Source organism: Kocuria tytonis (assembly GCF_003226895.2).
Classification (GTDB): domain Bacteria; phylum Actinomycetota; class Actinomycetes; order Actinomycetales; family Micrococcaceae; genus Kocuria; species Kocuria tytonis.
Genome location: NZ_PNJG02000001.1, coordinates 659,290 through 676,913, shown reverse-complemented (window position 1 = coordinate 676,913; position 17,624 = coordinate 659,290). Strand labels below are relative to the sequence as shown.

Genomic DNA, 17,624 nt, shown 5'->3' with positions numbered 1-17,624 from the left:
CCGGCGGAGCCCTGTTACGCCCGGAAACGAGTCACCGCGCCCGTGACCGGGTCACGGGCGCGGTGCAGAGCGTGGTCGAGGCTACCGGGACAACGAGAGCGCGTACTGGTGGATGCGCTCACTGAGCCGTGTCAGTACCCGGATCTCCTGGGGGTCCAGGGCGGTACTCACCACGTCCGCGACCTTCTGGTCGTTGTCGGCGGAGATCCGCTCGTAGAGCTGGCCCCCGGCGTCGGTCAGCGCCACCCGGACACCGCGCAGATCCTGCGAGTCCTGGCGACGGGTCACGAGACCCTTGGTCTCGAGACGCTCGAGCATGCGGGACAGGCTGGACTGCGTGAGCAGCACGTGGCTGTTGAGATCACGCAGCCTGAGCCCCCCGCGGTCCGAACCGTACAGCGTGGCGAGAACCTCGAACTCACGGCGCGAGAGACCCCGCAGGTCCACGTCGCGCTGCAGCTGTCGGGTCACGGACACGTGGCAGCGGCTCAGCGCATCCCACGCCTCGATACTCCCCCTAGATGTCATACTTCCCCCCTATTGGCAACGCCCACCCCCTATGGACGTTATCTACATGTTACGAGAGCGTATGGGCCCGCATGGGACCGCGGGTGTCCACACTTGTGGTCAGGGGCGGGGTGCCTGTCCTCGCATCGGGGCACAGACATGGGAAAGGGCCGCCGCGCACCGTGCGCGGCGGCCCCGTCCACGGGGTCCGGTGAAGGACTACTTGATGCCCAGCACCGAGGCCGTGTGGCCCATCACCTCGTCCGCGAGCCGCGGATTGTCGTTGAGCTTCTGCCCGTACGCCGGGATCAGCTCCTTGATCCGGGGCTCCCACTCGGACATCTTGGCCGGGAAGCAGCGGGAGAGCAGGTTCAGCATGATGGGCACCGCGGTGGACGCACCGGGGGAGGCCCCGAGCAGGGCGCCGATGGAGCCGTCCGCACTGGTCACGAGTTCCGTGCCGAACTGCAGCACGCCGCCCTTCTCGGGGTCGCGCTTCATGACCTGCACGCGCTGACCGGCTTCGATGAGGTCCCACTGCGATTCGTCGGCGGTGGGGTAGTACTCGTGCAGGGCGTCGATGCGCTGTGCGCGGGTCTTGGTGAGCTCACCCACGAGGTACTTCACGAGATCCAGGTTGGCCATGCCCGCGCGCGTCATCGGGTACAGGTTGTGCGCCCGCACGGTCTTGGGCAGGTCCAGCAGGGAACCGTGCTTGAGGAAGTTGGGCTTGAAGCCGCCGTAGGGGCCGAACATGATGGCCCGGCGCCCGTTCACGTAGCGGGTGTCCAGGTGCGGCACCGACATGGGCGGGGCGCCCACCGAGGCCTGACCGTAGACCTTGGCGTTGTGCTGGGCCGTGACGGACGGATCCGTGTTGCGCAGGAACAGCCCGGACACGGGGAACCCGCCGAAGCCCTTGGCCTCCTTGATCTTCGACTTCTGCAGCAGGGGCAGTGCGCCGCCGCCGGCCCCCAGGAAGACGAAACCGGCACGGATGACCCGGTTGTTGTCGCTGTTGAGTCGGTCCTCCACCGAGACCAGCCACGAGCCGTCGCTCTGGCGTTCGAGGGTGGTGACCTCCTGGCCGTAGCGCACCGTGATGTTGCGGCCCTTGAGGTGGGTGAGGAGCTGGTTGGTCAGGGTGCCGAAGTCCACGTCCGTGCCCTCGGGGGCGAACGTGGCGGCCACCCGGCCGGCGCCCCGCCCGTGCATGGTGAGCGGAGCCCACTCCGCGATCACGTCGCGGTCCTCGGTGAACTCCATGCGTTCGAACAGCTTGTGGGGCTTGAAGGCCTCGTAGCGGGCGCGCAGGTAGTCCGCGTGGTCCGCGCCGAACACCATGGAGACGTGGGGAACGGGGTTGATGAAGGAGCTGGGGTCCTGCAGGGTGCCGTTCTCCACCAGAGAGCTCCAGAGCTGGCGGGTGACCTGGAACTGCTCGTTGATGGTCAGCGCCTTCTCCGCGCTCACGGTCCCGTCCGCCGCCTGGGGTGCGTAGTTGAGCTCGCACAGGGCGGAGTGCCCGGTTCCCGCGTTGTTCCAGGCGTTGGAGCTCTCCAGACCCGCGGCGTCCAGGCGCTCCAGGACCACCATCTTCCACTCCGGCTGGAGGTCGTTGAGCAGCGTGGCCAGCGTGGCACTCATGATGCCGGCGCCGACGAGGACCACATCGGCGGTTTCGGTGGGCTGAGGTGAAGTCACTTTTTCTCCCGTGCGTGCATGATGGGCGCGGCACTGCGCCTGGACGTTCGTGCTCCAGGGTATCCCCAGCCCCGGTCAACTCCCAATGCGTTCGCGGGGTGCGCGGCGGAGGGGATCAGGCCAGTCGCAGCTCGTTGAACCGTTCGAACCCCGTGGAGGTCAGGGGGAAGTCGACCACCCGCGAGTTCACGGCCACCGCCGAGACGGGGTGGGCCAGGGGGACCGCGGGAACCACGGCGGAGACGCGGTCGTTGAGCGTCTTGTAGGCGGTGGTGCGCGCATCCCCCGAGGGCATGGCGGCGGCGCGGTTGACCGCGGTCAGCAACCCGGCGTCGTCGTCACCGAGACGGGCCCGGGGCGTGCCCAGCAGGGGGCCCATGAAGCTGTCCGGGTCCCGGAAGCTGCCGCTCCAGCCCAGCAGGCTGAGGGCGTGGTCACGGGCGGGATCGGTCACGGCGTCCACGTACCCCTGCTCCCAGTCGATGGGAACGGGAACCACGTGGAACCCCACGCGGGTGAGCTGCGCGGAGAGCTGTGCGTAGACGCGCTCGGGTTCCTGCAGGTACATGCGCGAGGTCCGGCGGGGATAGTAGAACTTCAGCTTCTCGCCCCGGTAGGAGCTGGCCTTCAGCAGGTCCTTGGCGTGCTGGGGGTCGTAGCGCGGGATCTGCAGGTCCTCGCCGTCCACGTTGAAGCGCGCCGGGACGAACTGGTCGGCCACGTTGGTGCCGTTGGGGAACATGGTCCTGGCCACGACGCCGCGGTCCACGGCCGCGGCCACGGCCCGGCGCACGGAGACGTCCCTGAGGACCGGCACGTTCCGGTTCAGTCCCACGTACGAGACCGAGTACGGATCCCGGTAGAGCACCTGGACGCCCTTGCGCGCGAGCGGCGCGAACTCGTCCAGCCCCACGAGGTCGTACGCGTCCACCTCACCCGTGAGCAGCGCGGCGCAGCGCACCTGCGCCTCCGGGACGACCCGCAGCTCGAGGCTGCCCACCTGCCCCAGCTGCCCCCAGTACCGCTCGTTGGCGCGCAGCTTCACGAACGTGGCGGACGCGGAGCCGAAGCGGAACGGTCCCGTGCCCACGGGGTGCTCGTCCTCGGTGCCCGCCTGGATGCTGGCGGGGGAGGCCATCCCGAACGCGGGCTGGGTCAGGGCCGTGAGCAGCGGGGTGTACGGGCGCGTGAGCTCCAGGACCACGGTGCGCTCGTCCTTGACCACGGTGTTCCTGTAGCACGAGGAGGTCAGTGACCCGGGGTGGCCGTGACGGAACGTGGTGGCGAACGCGCACTGCGGCGCCCACGGCTCGGCGGACTCGGCCTGGGCGCGCCACTTGTCGAAGTTGGCCTTCACGGCTGCGGCGTCCAAGGGGGTGCCGTCGTGGAACACGACCCCCTGGCGGAGCGTGAAGGTCACGGAACGGCGGTCGTCGGCGAGCTGCCAGGACTCCGCGAGACCCGGTGCGGGCTCACCCGTGGAGCGGTCCGCGCTCACGAGTCCCTCGAGCACCTGGGCGGAGATCCGGGACGTCTCCTGCGAGTTCCTGCGGGAGGGGTCCAGTCCGACCGGAGCGGCGGCGTGCGCGAGGACGAAGCTGGCGCTGGGGACGGAGGGGGTGTCCCGAGGCCGGTCCTGACGGTCCCCGCAGCCGGCCAGGGTCAGTCCGAGCCCGGTGGCCGCGAGGAACGCGCGCCGTCCGAATCGGTTCTCAGGCGTCACCGCGCACCCTTTCTGCCGCCGTGGTCGGCTCCTGCACGGGGGTACGCAGCAGCACGGTGCGCAAGACGGGAATCGAACCCGCACGCCGTGAGGCACAGGAACCTAAATCCTGCGTGTCTACCAGTTCCACCACTCGCGCAGTCACCGGGGTCCGGGCCCGCGGGCGTTCACCGGCCCACCCGAGATCGTCCACCATACTAGTCGGAGGATCCGCCCCGGCCCCGGCGGCACTCGCCGCGGCGGACGCGTCGGGGCAACGGGTCGGGACCCGGGCGTCACCCGGCGACGCCGCCGGGTCAGGCCCCGAGCCCCAGGTCGCGGCGGAGCTTGGCCACGTGCCCCTTGGCCCGCACGTTGTACTGCGCGAGTTCGACCACGCCGTCGCGGTCCAGGACCACCGTGGAGCGGATGAGTCCCTCGTAGACCTTTCCGTAGTTCTTCTTCTCGCCCCACGCGCCGTAGGACTCCGCCACCCGGTGGTCCTCGTCCGAGAGCAGGGGGAATCCGAGCCGCTGCGCCGCGGCGAAGCGCTCGAGGGCGTGGGGCGCGTCGGGGGAGACGCCCAGCACCCGGTACCCGGCGGCGGCCAGGGAGGACAGGCTGTCGCGGAAGTCGCACGCCTGTGTGGTGCACCCGGGGGTGGCCGCGCGCGGGTAGAAGTAGAGGATCACCCTGGTCCCCCGCAGGTCCTGCAGGGACACGGGACTGCCCTGCGCATCCGGCAGGGTGAAGAGGGGGGCCTGCTGGCCGGGAGTCAGGCGACGGGCCATGACGTGGTCCTTCCGGTGTGGTGACAGATGTTCCCTAATGATGCGTCCTCACGTATGATGCTCGGGTGCAGACAGCGCTCGCCGCGCATGGTTCGCGGCGCACGCACGGGACGTCGGCACGTGCCCCGGGCACACCGCACGTCCTCGTCCCGCCCCTCTCCGCTGTGTGGTCCAGATCCCCTGCACACCAGGACGAGCGGTGCACCCGGGGCACGGAACCCGCCTCCACGGTCGGTTTCCAGTCATGAACCCGGATCACGTCGAGCGGATGCAGTCAGCCTATGTCGTACAAGAACCACTGGCCCACGAACCGTCTGCTGTCCACCGCAGCGCGCCTGGTGGAGCACGCGTGGAACGAGGACCTCGCGTCCCTCGGGATCACCCACGCGGGTGTCATGGCCCTGGACGTGCTGCAGTCGGAGGGAAGCATGACCCAGGCGCAGCTGGCGCAGCGGATCCGGGTCCAGGCGCAGACCATGGGCAAGACACTGCACCGGCTCGAGGTCCACGGGCACGTCACGCGCGCCAAGAGCGAGCGGGACCGGCGTTCCCACGTGGTCGCGATCTCACGGGCGGGGGAGCAGGTGCTCGCGGACGCGGCCCGTCTGGAGCAGGGGCTGCTCGGCGGGTCCCACGAGGCGGACGAGCAGTTGCGGTGCAGACTGGTGGACATCATCTCCACGCTCGGCGACGCCAGGGACCGCAAGGAGGTCCAGGAGGACCGTGCGGCCTGCGCGGACTCCGAACGGACGTCTCGCACCGGCTGACGGCCGGCTGGCCCCGCGCCCGGCATGCGATCGGGACATCCGCCGCGGCACGCGAAAGAACGAGGGCCGGATCACCACGGTGATCCGGCCCTCGTTCTTCTGCGGGTGCGCCCCCAGGGACTTGAACCCTGAACCCATTGATTAAGAGTCAATTGCTCTGCCAATTGAGCTAGAGGCGCGTGTGTCGACGAGTTCACCGGCGGTCTCTCGGGCCCTGCCTTCTCCCTCGCAACGAGAGACAACTTTAGCATCCCGGGAGGGGGAGTCAAATCGGGTCACCGCACCGTCGTGATGCTTCCGCTCGTGCGGCGCCGCGGGAGGTGGGCGCCATAGAATCGGTGCCATGAGTCGCCCGTCCCCCGAGGTCCCGCTGAGTGCCCTGCACGTCGTCTCGCTGCCCGAGCAGCAGCTGTACGACGAGATCAGCGCGGCGGCCACCGGGTTCCGCTGCGTGCTGTGGGATCTGGAGGGTGAGCCGGAGGGCTGCGCCCGCGAGGAGGTGGACATCGCGGTGGCACCCTACGGCAGCGGCCGGTGGCGCACGGACCCCTCCGTGCTCGACACCGTCTCGCTGCTGCAGCTGCAGTCCACCGGGTACGACGGCGTCCCGGAGCTCATCGGCTCGGACACCGCACTCGCGGCCGGCGGGTGGGTGCACGCCGCCGGGACCGCGGAGATCGCCCTGGGGCTGATCATCGCCGCCCAGCGGGACCTGGCTCGCGCCGTGCGGCAGCAGGCCGAGGGCGTCTACCGGTCCTTCTTCTCCCGGTCCGTGGCCGACTCCCGCATCACGGTGGTGGGAGCGGGGGAGGTCGGACGGGCGGTGGCGGCCAGGCTCGAGCCCTTCGAGGTGGCGCTCACGCGCGTGGCGAGCACCGCGCGGGACGACGCCTCGGGGCACGTGCACGGGGTCGCGGAGCTGGGGGAGATCCTGCCCCGCACCGACGTCCTGGTGCTGGCTCTTCCCCGCACCGACAGCACCGAGGGTCTCGTGGACGGTGCTGTCCTGGCCCGGTTGCCGGACGACGCACTGGTGGTCAACGTGGGCCGCGGCGCCGTGGTGGACACCGAGGCCCTCACCGCCGAGGTGACGGCGGGCAGGCTGCGCTGCGCACTGGACGTGGTGGAGCCGGAGCCGCTGCCCGGTGACCATCCCCTGATGGGCGCGGCGGGTTCCATCGTCCTTCCCCACGTGGGCGGTTCCAACGCGTCCTTCCGCCCGCGCATGCGCACGCTGATGCTCGAGCAGCTTGCCCTGATCCGGTCGGGGCGCCCGCCGCGGTTCCTGGTGCAGCCGGGCCGGCTCCGCCTGGGTGGGTGACCGGCCCCGAGAGTGCATTCTCGGACCGGGACCCGGGTTCCATGATGTGAGACAGGGTGTCCGAAGTTTGACACGCCGGTTCGTTGCACCACACCATGAGGGTATGAATTCGGCAGTGCGCGGCGTCGTCATCCTCCTACCGGTCGTCCTCATCGGACCCCGGGCCTGAGGAGTACACCAGCGCGTACCCGACAGGCCCTCAGCCCACGAGATCCGTGGCAGGGGCCTTTTTCATGTACTGCAACCGCCCACCGGCACGTTCCGCCGGGCACCACCCCGTCCCGGCACCCCACACAGCACAGCACGTAAGGACACAGCACCATGAGCAAGGATCAGCCGATCTCACCGGCGGTGATGGCCCAGCGGCGCGCGCCGTCGGCTCCGACCTCCCAGTCCGCGGACTCGGACACGGTCCGGCTGACGGGGACCGCGGCGGAGGTCGTCGCACCCGAGGAGATGACCGGTTCCCAAGCGATCATCCGCTCCCTCGAGCTGCTCGGTGTCACGGACGTCTTCGGGCTGCCGGGTGGTGCGATCCTGCCCACCTACGACCCCCTGCTGGACACCGAGAAGATCAATCACATCCTGGTGCGCCACGAGCAGGGCTCCGGTCACGCCGCCGAGGGGTACGCACTGGCCTCGGGCCGTGTGGGGGTGTGCATCGCCACGTCCGGGCCCGGAGCCACCAACCTGGTCACGGCCCTGGCCGACGCCAACATGGACTCGATCCCGATGCTCGCGATCACCGGTCAGGTGGCCAGCTCGGCCATCGGGACCGACGCCTTCCAGGAGGCGGACATCGTGGGCATGACCATGCCGGTGACCAAGCACTCGTACCTGGTGACCGACGCGCAGGACATCCCCCGCGTGCTGGCCGAGGCCTACCACCTGGCGTCCACGGGACGCCCCGGGCCGGTGCTGGTGGACGTGGCGAAGGACGCGCAGCAGGCCACCATGACGTTCAGCTGGCCGCCCGAGGTGGAGCTGGCCGGGTACCGGCCCGTCACCCGGGGGCACTCGAAGCAGATCAGGGAGGCCGCACGGCTGATCGCGGCGGCCCGGCGCCCGGTGCTCTACACCGGTGGCGGGGCCATGCGGGCCGACGTCGCGGCGGAGCTGCTGGAGCTCGCGGAACTCACCGGCGCGCCGGTGGTCACCACCCTCACGGCACGCGGTGTCTTCCCCGACTCGCACCGCCAGAACCTGGGCATGCCGGGAATGCACGGCACGGTGCCCGCGGTGTACGCCCTGCAGCAGGCGGATCTGCTCATCACCCTGGGAGCGCGCTTCGACGACCGGGTGACCGGGCAGCTGGACACGTTCGCCCCCCACGCCAAGGTGATCCACGCGGACATCGATCCCGCCGAGATCTCCAAGAACAGGGTCGCGGACGTGCCCATCGTGGGCGACCTCAAGTACGTGGTCCCGGATCTCACCCAGGCGGTGCGCCAGGAGTTCCAGGACCGGGAGGCCCCGGAGCTGAGCACGTGGTGGGAGGCGCTGGAGTCCCTGCGCGAGACCTACCCGCTGGGGTACACCCGCACCGACGACGGTCACGGCAGCCCCCAGTACGTGGTGGAACGGATCTCGGCGCTGACCGGACCGGAGGCCGTGTACGTCTCGGGCGTGGGCCAGCACCAGATGTGGTCCGCGCAGTTCGTGGCGTACGAGCGTCCGCGGCAGTGGCTGAACTCCTCCGGGCTGGGCACCATGGGATTCGCGGTGCCCGCGGCCATGGGCGCCAAGGTGGCCCAGCCGGACCGCGTGGTCTGGGCGATCGACGGCGACGGCTGCTTCCAGATGACCAACCAGGAACTGGCCACGTGCGTGATCAACAACATCCCCATCAAGGTGGCCGTGATCAACAACTCCTCCTTGGGAATGGTGCGGCAGTGGCAGACCCTGTTCTACGACGGTCGCTACTCCAACACCGAGCTGGACACCGGCCACGACTCCCGGCGCGTCCCGGACTTCGTGAAACTGGCGGAGGCCTACGGCTGCGCCGCGCTGAGGTGCGAGAAGGACGAGGACGTGGACGCGACGATCGAGCGGGCGCTCGAGATCAACGACCGCCCCGTGGTGATCGACTTCGTGGTCTCGGCGAACGCGATGGTGTGGCCCATGGTGCCCTCCGGCGTCTCGAACGACCAGATCCAGATCGCCCGCAACATGACTCCCGAGTGGAAGACGGAGGACTGACCCGTGAGCCGACACACTCTCTCCGTCCTGGTGGAGGACAAGCCGGGCGTGCTGACCCGGGTGGCCGGGCTCTTCGCCCGCCGGGCGTTCAACATCCACTCGCTCGCCGTGGGGCCCACGGAGCTCTCCGGGATCTCCCGGATCACGGTGGTGGTGGACGCGGACGGCGAGCTGCTGGAGCAGGTCACCAAGCAGCTGAACAAGCTCATCAACGTGATCAAGATCGTGGAGCTCGTTCCCGAGGCGTCCGTGCAGCGCGAGCACATCATGGTCAAGGTCCGCGCGGACGCCTCCGCCCGGCTGCAGGTCACGCAGGCCGCGGACCTCTTCCGCGCCACCATCGTGGACGTCTCCACCGAGTCCGTGGTCATCGAGTCCACGGGCTCGCGCGAGAAGATCCACGCGCTGCTGGACGTGCTGGAGCCGTTCGGGATCCGCGAGATCGTCCGGGCCGGCACCGTCGCGCTCGGTCGCGGCCCCAAGTCCATGTCCGACCGCGCGCTGCGCCACTGACCGCCGGACCACCCGAGACCCGGGATCCCGGGGCCCGCCGTCGCGCGGCCCCGGGCCCCACCCAGAATCCACCCGCTACCCAAGGAGACAGAGCAAGCCCATGGCAAAGATCTACTACAACGACGACGCCGACCTCTCGATCATCCAGAACCGCTCCGTGGCCGTCATCGGCTACGGCTCGCAGGGCCACGCCCACGCGCTGAACCTGCGCGACTCCGGGGTGGACGTCCGGATCGGACTCAACGAGGGCTCGAGGTCCCGCGCCAAGGCCGAGGCCGAGGGCCTGCGCGTGCTCTCCATCGCGGACGCCGCGAAGGAGGCGGACGTCATCATGATCCTCACCCCGGACCAGGTCCAGGCCCAGGTCTTCAACGAGTCCGTCAAGGACAACCTGGACGAGGGCGACGCCATCTTCTTCGCCCACGGCTTCAACATCCGCTTCGGCTACATCGAGGCGCCCCAGGGTGTGGACGTGGCCATGGTCGCCCCCAAGGGCCCGGGCCACACCGTGCGCCGCGAGTTCGAGGCCGGCCGCGGCGTGCCGGACCTCGTGGCGGTGGAGGTGGACGCCTCCGGCCAGGCCCTGCAGCTCGCGCTGTCCTATGCCAAGGGCATCGGCGGCACCCGCGCCGGCGTCATCGAGACCACCTTCACCGAGGAGACCGAGTCGGACCTCTTCGGCGAGCAGGCCGTGCTGTGCGGCGGCGTCTCGCACCTGGTGCAGTACGGCTTCGAGACCCTCACGGAGGCCGGCTACCAGCCCGAGATCGCGTACTTCGAGGTGCTGCACGAGCTCAAGCTGATCGTGGACCTGATGGTCGAGGGCGGCATCGCCAAGCAGCGCTGGTCCTGCTCGGACACCGCCGAGTACGGCGACTACGTCTCCGGCCCGCGTGTGATCCAGCCCGAGGTCAAGGAGCGGATGCAGGAGGTCCTCGCGGACATCCAGAACGGCTCCTTCGCGGACCGCTTCATGAAGGACCAGGCCTCCGGCGCCAAGGAGTTCAACGAGCTGCGCGCCAAGGAGGAGAAGCACCCCGTCGAGACCACGGGCCGCAAGCTGCGCTCGCTGTTCGCGTGGGAGCAGACGGACGAGGACTACACCGAGGGCACCGCCGCCCGCTGATCCGCACCCGTCCGGCCGCGCCCCCTCACGGTCGGGCACGGTCGAACACGGACCACGACGCCGCGCGGGAGCCCGCGCCGGGGGACACCGGGCGGGACGGGGCGCGCGTGTCGATAGAGTGGAGGGGTGACTGAGCAGACCCCCTTCTACGCGACCACGGCGATCTCCTACCCGAACGGGGCGCCGCACATCGGCCACGCCTACGAGGCGATCGCCGCGGACACCCTGGTGCGCTTCAAGCGCCTCGACGGCTTCGCCACCCGGTTCCAGACCGGCACCGACGAGCACGGCCAGAAGATGCAGCAGACCGCGGAGAAGCTGGGCGTCACCACGCGCGAGCTCGCGGACACCAACTCGCAGCGCTTCCGCGTGATGGACGACGAGCTGCAGGTCGGCTACGACCGCTTCATCCGCACCACGGACGAGGACCACTACGCCGCGTCCCAGGAGCTGTGGCGGCGGATGGCGGCGAACGGTGACATCTACCTGGACACCTACGCCGGGTGGTACTCCGTGCGGGACGAGGCGTACTACGCGGAGGACGAGACCGAGGTGCGCGCGGACGGGCAGCGCTACTCGATCGGCACCGGCACGGAGCTGACCTGGACCGAGGAGGAGAGCTACTTCTTCCGGCTCTCGCGCTACCAGGACCGCCTGCTGGAGCTGTACCGCACGGACTTCGTGCAGCCGGAGTCGCGCTCCCACGAGATCGCGTCCTTCGTGGGCGGGGGTCTGCAGGACCTCTCCATCTCCCGCACCACGTTCGACTGGGGCGTGCCCGTGCCCGGCAACCCCGAGCACGTGATGTACGTGTGGGTGGACGCGCTCACCAACTACCTGACCGGACTGGGCTACCCCGACACCGAGAACCCGCTGTTCCGTGAGTTCTGGCCCGCCTCCGTGCACCTGATCGGCAAGGACATCGCGCGCTTCCACGCCGTGTACTGGCCCGCGTTCCTGATGTCCGCCGGGATCGAGCTGCCCCGGAAGGTCTTCGCGCACGGGTTCCTGTTCAACCAGGGCGAGAAGATGTCCAAGTCCGTGGGCAACGTGATCGACCCCCACGCCATGGTCACCGAGTACGGGCTGGACCAGCTGCGCTTCTTCCTGCTGCGCGAGGTCCCGTTCGGGCAGGACGGCAACTACTCCCACGACGCGATCGCCGGGCGCATCAACTCGGACCTCGCGAACGACCTCGGCAACCTGGCGCAGCGCAGCCTGTCGATGATCGCCAAGAACCTGGAGGGCACCGTCCCCGAACCGGGTGAGTACACCGCCGAGGACCTCGCGATGCTGGCCCAGGCCGACGACGTGGTGGCCGACTACCGCACCGCGTTCGACGCGCTCGCGTTCCACCGCGGGCTGGAGTCCGTGTGGCGCGTGATCGCCTCCGCCAACCGGTACTTCACCGCTCAGCAGCCGTGGGTGCTGCGCAAGACGGACCCCGATCGCATGGCCACCGTGCTGTACGTGACCGCGGAGGTGTTGCGCGTCGTCGCCATTCTGGTGCAGCCGGTGATGCCCGGTTCCATGGCGAAGCTGCTGATCCAGCTCGGCCAGCCGGAGGGGGAGGCCCGGCTGTTCTCGGCGCTGGGCACCCGTCTGGCCCCCGGCACGGCACTGCCCAAGCCGTCGGGCGTGTTCCCGCGCTACGAGGAGCCGGAGGCCCTCAAGGAGTAGCCGCGTCTCACCATGCGGAACGGTGGTTCAGCATGTGGATGTGCGGGACGCCACCGCCCTAGGGTGGGGCCATGAGTGAAACGACCGCACCCGAGACCGCCCGCCACCACTCGATCGCCGTCCTGCCCGGGGACGGCATCGGCCCGGAGGTGGTGGCGGAGGCCGTCAAGGTTCTGGATGCGGTGACCGCTCCCGCCGGTGTCACCCTGGAGCGGACCGAGTACCCGCTGGGGGCCCGGCACTGGCTGGAGACCGGCGAGGTGCTGAACGAGGACACCATGGCGGCGCTGGGCCGTCACGAGGCCATCCTGTTCGGAGCCGTGGGCGCGGCCCCGGACGACGAGCGCGTGCCCTCCGGGATGCTCGAGCGGGACCTGCTGCTCAAACTGCGCTTCGGCTTCGACCACTACATCAACCTGCGCCCCGCCACGCTGTACCCGGGCACCACGAGCCCGCTGTCCGACCCGGGGGAGATCGACTTCGTGGTGGTGCGCGAGGGCACCGAGGGGCTCTACGCGGGTCACGGCGGCACGCTGCGCACGGGCACCGAGCACGAGATCGCCACCGAGGTTTCCGTGAACACCGGCCACGGCGTCCGCCGGCTGGTGCGCTACGCGTTCGAGCTCGCGCGCAGCCGCCCGCGGCGGAAGCTCACCCTGGTGCACAAGCACAACGTGCTGGTCCACGCGGGGCGCCTCTACCAGCGCACGGTGGACGAGGTCGCGGAGCAGTACCCGGACGTGACGGTGGACTACATGCACGTGGACGCCGCCACGATCTTCATGACCACGGACCCGGCGCGCTTCGACGTGATCGTCACCGACAACCTGTTCGGGGACATCCTCACGGACCAGGCGGGGGCGGTCACCGGCGGCATCGGGCTGGCCCCGAGCGGCAACATCAACGCGGAGCGCACGCACCCCTCCATGTTCGAGCCGGTCCACGGCTCCGCCCCGGACATCGCCGGCACCGGGACCGCCCAGCCCACCGCCGCGATCCTCGCCGGCGCCATGATGCTGGAGCACCTGGGTCACCCGGGTCTCGCGGCGCGGGTGCAGCGCGCGGTGCGCCGGGACCTCGAGCTGCGCGGCACGCGGGCGCGCGGCACCGCACAGGTGGGCGACGACGTCGTGGCCCAGCTGGGCGCGCCCGGCGCGTGACCACCGCGGTGGGCCCCCGGACCTGCATACTGGTGAGACACACATCACGTCCGCGCCAACGTCGTCACATGGCGGGCGGGACCGTGACCACCCCCGTCGAAGGAGAACACCCGTGAGCACGGAATTCGTCAGGCAGCTCAACCCGCACCCCGCCACGGACGAGGTCCGCGAGGCCGTCCTGCAGAACCCGGGCTTCGGCAAGTTCTTCACCGACCACATGGTCTGCGTCGACTGGCAGGGCAGCGTGGAGCAGGGGACCGGGCGGTGGGAGAACGCCCGGCTGCAGCCCTACGGTCCGCTGAGCCTGGACCCCTCCACCTCGGTGCTGCACTACGGCCAGGAGATCTTCGAGGGACTCAAGGCCTACCGGCACGCGGACGGCTCCGTGTGGAGCTTCCGACCGGAGGCCAATGCGGCCCGCCTGAACCGCTCCGCCCGGCGCCTGGCGCTGCCGCAGCTGCCGGAGGAGACGTTCGTGGACGCCGTGCGCGAACTCGTGACGCAGGACCAGGACTGGGTCCCCTCCGGAGAGGGGGAGTCCCTGTACCTGCGCCCGTTCATGATCGCCACGGAGCCCTTCCTGGGCGTGCGCCCCTCCAAGCAGGCGCTGTTCAGCGTGATCGCCTCCCCGGCCGGGAACTACTTCGGCACCGTGGAACCCGTGGACATCTGGCTGTCCGGCACGTACGCGCGTGCCGGCAGGGGTGGAACGGGTGCCGCGAAGTGCGGCGGCAACTACGCGGCGTCGCTGATCGCCCAGATGGAGGGGGACGCCCACGGCTGCAGCCAGGTGCTGTTCCTGGACGAGGAGCGCGGCGGTGCGGTGGAGGAGCTCGGCGGCATGAACGTGTTCTTCGTCTTCGACGACGGCCGCGTGGTCACCCCGGAGCTCACGGGCACCATCCTGGAGGGCATCACCCGGGACTCCGTGATCCAGATCGCGAGGGACCGTGGCCTGCAGGTGGAGGAGCGGGCCTTCACCCTGGACGAGTGGCGCGAGGGCAAGCGCTCCGGCCACCTCACCGAGGTGTTCGCGTGCGGCACGGCCGCCGTGATCGCTCCGGTGCGCCGCCTGCTCAGCCACGACGAGCAGATCGGCTCCGAGGACGAGAAGCCCGGCGAGGTGACCATGGCCATCCGCAAGCAGCTGCTGGACGTGCAGACGGGCCGGGCCGAGGACACCCACGGCTGGCTGACCCGCCTGGTCTGAGCCCCGGCTCGCCCCGCCGCAGCCCCCCGGTCCGCCGTGAACGGACCGGGGGCGGCTGTGTAGCCTGTGGGCATGCGCATCGCACGGTTCACACACGACAATGAAATCCACTACGGCACCGTCCACGGCGAACCCGGCCGGGAGACCCTGCGGTACCTCACCGGTGACCCGCTGTACGTGGGTGTCCAGGAGCTGGACCGCACCGTGGCCGTGTCCGAGGCCCGGCTGCTCGCGCCCGTGATCCCGCGCTCCAAGATCGTGTGCGTGGGCCGCAACTACGCCGAGCACGCCCAGGAGATGGGCAACGACGTGCCCACCAAGCCGCTGCTGTTCTTCAAGCCCAATACCGCGGTGTCCGGTCCCGGTGACCCCGTGACCCTGCCGGTGTGGACCGAGGAGGTCTCCTACGAGGCCGAGCTGGCGGTGGTGATCGGGCGCATGTGCAAGGACGTGCCCGTGGAGCGCGTCCCGGAGGTCGTCTTCGGCTACACCGCCGCCAACGACCTCACCGCGCGCGACGCCCAGCGCACCGACGGCCAGTGGGCCCGTGCCAAGGGCTTCGACGGCGCGTGCCCGCTGGGCCCGTGGGTCGAGACCGATCTGGACACCTCCGCACTGTCCGTGCGCTCCACCGTGAACGGGGAGCTCAAGCAGGACGGCAGCACCGGGGACATGATCTTCGACGTGCCCACGCTGGTGTCCTACGTCTCCGAGGCCTTCACCCTGCTGCCCGGGGACGTGATCCTCACCGGGACACCCGCCGGTGTGGGCACCGTGGACGAGGGGGACCGGCTCTCGGTGCAGATCGAGGGCATCGGCGAGCTGGAGACCGTGCTGCGCCGGTAGCCCGCCAAGGGGAGGCCGGGGAACGGCCGGGTGCTACCCGTAGAATGGGCCACCATGACTGACGACGCTTCGACTCTGCATCCCACCGTTCCCGAGAACGCCCCGGTGCGCGTGCGCTTCTGCCCGTCCCCCACGGGCACCCCGCACGTGGGGCTGATCCGCACCGCGCTCTTCAACTGGGCCTGGGCCCGCCACACCGGCGGCACCCTGGTGTTCCGCATCGAGGACACGGACGCCGCCCGTGACTCCGAGGAGAGCTTCCAGCAGATCCTGGACGCGCTCGACTGGCTCGGCATCACGTGGGACGAGGGCGTGAACGTGGGCGGACCCCACGAGCCCTACCGGCAGTCCCAGCGCGGTGAGATCTACCAGGACGTGCTGCGCCGGCTCGTGGCCGCCGGCCACGTGTACGAGGACTTCTCCACGCCGGAGGAGGTGGAGCAGCGGCACCGCGAGAAGGGCGAGGACCCCAAGCGCGGCTACGACAACCACGACCGCGACCTCACCGACGAGCAGAAGGCGGCGTTCCGCGCCGAGGGCCGCCAGCCCGTGCTGCGGCTGCGCATGCCGGACGAGGACATCTCCTTCACGGACCTGGTCCGCGGTGAGATCACCTTCAAGGCCGGCTCCGTTCCGGACTTCGTGGTGGCCCGCGCCAACGGCAAGCCCCTCTACACGCTGGTGAACCCCGTGGACGACGCCCTCATGGGCATCACCCAGGTGCTGCGCGGGGAGGACCTGCTGTCCTCCACCCCGCGGCAGATCGCGCTGTACCGGGCGCTCGTGGCCATCGGCGTGGCCGAGTTCATCCCGGAGTTCGGGCACCTGCCCTACGTCATGGGGGAGGGCAACAAGAAGCTGTCCAAGCGCGACCCGGAATCCAACCTGTTCCACCACCGGGACAACGGGTTCATCCCCGAGGGGCTGCTCAACTACCTCGCGCTGCTGGGCTGGTCCCTGTCCGCGGACGAGGACATCTTCACGGTGGAGCAGCTCGTGGCCCACTTCGACATCCACGACGTCCTGGCCAACCCCGCGCGCTTCGACGTGAAGAAGGCCACGGCGATCAACGGCACCCACGTGCGCATGCTGGACCCGCAGGACTTCCGCGACCGGCTCGTCCCGTACCTGCGCGCCGCCGGCCTCGTGGGGGAGACCCTCACGGAACGGGAGAACGAGATCCTGGACCGGGCGGCCCCGCTCGTGCAGGAGCGCATGAACCTGCTCGGCGAGACCGAGGGTCTGCTCGGGTTCCTCTTCCGCCCGGACGATGAGATCGTGATTGCCGAGGACGCCGCCAAGCAGCTCAAGGACAGCGCACCCCAGGTGCTCGACGCCGCACTGGGGGCGCTCGAGCCGCTCGAGGACTTCTCCGCGGCGGCCGTCGAGACGGCGCTGCGCGAGGCCATCGTGGACGGTCTCGGCATCAAGCCGCGGCTCGCGTTCGGGCCCGTGCGCACCGCGGTCTCCGGACAGCGGATCTCCCCGCCGCTCTTCGAGTCCCTCGAGATCCTGGGCAGGGACTCCTCGCTGACACGCCTCCGCGCGCTGCGCGCGCAGCTCGCCCAGGACTGAGCGCCCCGGTCCGCGCGGTGCGCCGCGGGGCGTCACACGGGTGGGGCCGCCCCTCTTCCGGGGAGCGGTTCCACCCGGGACCGGGTTTGGCAGCCGCGCGGTGGATGGGTATAGTTGGTGCACGTTGCGCGGCACTGAGCGGCTGAGCCGGGTGACAACCATTGGGATATGGTGTAATTGGCAACACAGCGGTTTCTGGTACCGTCGTTCTAGGTTCGAGTCCTGGTATCCCAGCGCTGAGAGCATTTTCCCGCACACGGTGCGGTTGAAGGTGTCCGAGCACGGCTGGTCCTCCGGTCACTTCGGTGGAATTGGACCACACCAGCGTTGATGTTACTGTTTGGTGCGTCAACGCGGGACCGGTGCGGACGAGAGTTCATCCGGTTCCTCGTGAAAGTACACGGCCCCATCGTATAGCGGCCTAGTACGCCGCCCTCTCACGGCGGTAACGCGGGTTCGAATCCCGCTGGGGTCACGCAGTGGAAGCCCCGGTGTCCTCACGGATGCCGGGGCTTTCTGCATG

Annotated in this window: 14 protein-coding genes and 4 tRNA genes; 12 read left to right on the top strand and 6 right to left on the bottom strand. The window is 69.9% G+C overall.

Features of this window, described 5'->3' with window-relative positions; all coding sequences use genetic code 11:
• Nucleotides 1-81 precede the first annotated feature (81 nt).
• The 5 genes from C1C97_RS03005 to bcp form a co-directional block, all read right to left on the bottom strand.
• Complete coding sequence (locus C1C97_RS03005) at nucleotides 82-477, bottom strand: MarR family winged helix-turn-helix transcriptional regulator (protein ID WP_233542682.1); 396 nt, start codon at nucleotides 475-477, stop codon at nucleotides 82-84.
• 249 nt (nucleotides 478-726) lie between these two features.
• The gene (locus C1C97_RS03000) at nucleotides 727-2,211 is read right to left on the bottom strand and encodes a malate:quinone oxidoreductase (protein WP_121029933.1); all 1,485 of its coding nucleotides are present in this window, start codon (nucleotides 2,209-2,211) and stop codon (nucleotides 727-729) included.
• A gap of 115 nt (nucleotides 2,212-2,326) precedes the next feature.
• On the bottom strand, nucleotides 2,327-3,934 hold the full coding sequence (locus tag C1C97_RS02995; RefSeq protein ID WP_121029932.1) for an ABC transporter substrate-binding protein: 1,608 nt from the start codon (nucleotides 3,932-3,934) through the stop codon (nucleotides 2,327-2,329).
• Between the two features lie 57 nt (nucleotides 3,935-3,991).
• Nucleotides 3,992-4,073 (bottom strand) — tRNA-Leu (locus tag C1C97_RS02990).
• A gap of 157 nt (nucleotides 4,074-4,230) precedes the next feature.
• Nucleotides 4,231-4,704: a thioredoxin-dependent thiol peroxidase gene (gene bcp, locus C1C97_RS02985; protein WP_121029931.1), complete on the bottom strand. Its 474-nt coding sequence runs from the start codon at nucleotides 4,702-4,704 to the stop codon at nucleotides 4,231-4,233.
• A gap of 281 nt (nucleotides 4,705-4,985) precedes the next feature.
• Between bcp and C1C97_RS02980 the strand changes: the two genes are divergently transcribed.
• The gene (locus tag C1C97_RS02980) at nucleotides 4,986-5,471 is read left to right on the top strand and encodes a MarR family winged helix-turn-helix transcriptional regulator (RefSeq protein ID WP_110919963.1); all 486 of its coding nucleotides are present in this window, start codon (nucleotides 4,986-4,988) and stop codon (nucleotides 5,469-5,471) included.
• A gap of 106 nt (nucleotides 5,472-5,577) precedes the next feature.
• Here the strand turns inward: C1C97_RS02980 and C1C97_RS02975 are convergent.
• Nucleotides 5,578-5,650 (bottom strand) — tRNA-Lys (locus tag C1C97_RS02975).
• Nucleotides 5,651-5,814: 164 nt separating this feature from the next.
• Between C1C97_RS02975 and C1C97_RS02970 the strand changes: the two genes are divergently transcribed.
• From C1C97_RS02970 to C1C97_RS02920, 11 genes are all read left to right on the top strand, one after another.
• A complete protein-coding gene (locus C1C97_RS02970; protein WP_121029930.1) occupies nucleotides 5,815-6,792 on the top strand; it encodes an NAD(P)-dependent oxidoreductase in 978 nt (325 codons plus the stop codon).
• A gap of 321 nt (nucleotides 6,793-7,113) precedes the next feature.
• Nucleotides 7,114-8,991 carry an acetolactate synthase large subunit gene (locus C1C97_RS02965; protein WP_110919965.1) on the top strand — a complete coding sequence of 626 codons (1,878 nt, stop codon included), beginning with the start codon at nucleotides 7,114-7,116 and terminating at the stop codon, nucleotides 8,989-8,991.
• A gap of 3 nt (nucleotides 8,992-8,994) precedes the next feature.
• On the top strand, nucleotides 8,995-9,504 hold the full coding sequence (ilvN, locus tag C1C97_RS02960; protein WP_110919966.1) for an acetolactate synthase small subunit: 510 nt from the start codon (nucleotides 8,995-8,997) through the stop codon (nucleotides 9,502-9,504).
• Between the two features lie 100 nt (nucleotides 9,505-9,604).
• Nucleotides 9,605-10,630: a ketol-acid reductoisomerase gene (gene ilvC, locus C1C97_RS02955; protein ID WP_121029929.1), complete on the top strand. Its 1,026-nt coding sequence runs from the start codon at nucleotides 9,605-9,607 to the stop codon at nucleotides 10,628-10,630.
• Nucleotides 10,631-10,756: 126 nt separating this feature from the next.
• Nucleotides 10,757-12,310, top strand: coding sequence for a methionine--tRNA ligase (gene metG, locus C1C97_RS02950; RefSeq protein WP_110920017.1), 1,554 nt, complete (start codon nucleotides 10,757-10,759; stop codon nucleotides 12,308-12,310).
• A gap of 71 nt (nucleotides 12,311-12,381) precedes the next feature.
• A complete protein-coding gene (locus tag C1C97_RS02945; RefSeq protein ID WP_121029928.1) occupies nucleotides 12,382-13,470 on the top strand; it encodes a 3-isopropylmalate dehydrogenase in 1,089 nt (362 codons plus the stop codon).
• A gap of 112 nt (nucleotides 13,471-13,582) precedes the next feature.
• Nucleotides 13,583-14,680: a branched-chain amino acid aminotransferase gene (locus tag C1C97_RS02940; RefSeq protein ID WP_110920019.1), complete on the top strand. Its 1,098-nt coding sequence runs from the start codon at nucleotides 13,583-13,585 to the stop codon at nucleotides 14,678-14,680.
• Between the two features lie 72 nt (nucleotides 14,681-14,752).
• On the top strand, nucleotides 14,753-15,526 hold the full coding sequence (locus C1C97_RS02935; RefSeq protein ID WP_110920020.1) for a fumarylacetoacetate hydrolase family protein: 774 nt from the start codon (nucleotides 14,753-14,755) through the stop codon (nucleotides 15,524-15,526).
• Between the two features lie 54 nt (nucleotides 15,527-15,580).
• On the top strand, nucleotides 15,581-17,101 hold the full coding sequence (gene gltX / locus C1C97_RS02930) for a glutamate--tRNA ligase (RefSeq protein ID WP_121029927.1): 1,521 nt from the start codon (nucleotides 15,581-15,583) through the stop codon (nucleotides 17,099-17,101).
• Nucleotides 17,102-17,263: 162 nt separating this feature from the next.
• Nucleotides 17,264-17,335: transfer RNA gene (locus C1C97_RS02925), tRNA-Gln, on the top strand.
• 168 nt (nucleotides 17,336-17,503) lie between these two features.
• A tRNA-Glu gene (locus tag C1C97_RS02920) sits at nucleotides 17,504-17,576 on the top strand.
• Nucleotides 17,577-17,624 lie beyond the last annotated feature (48 nt).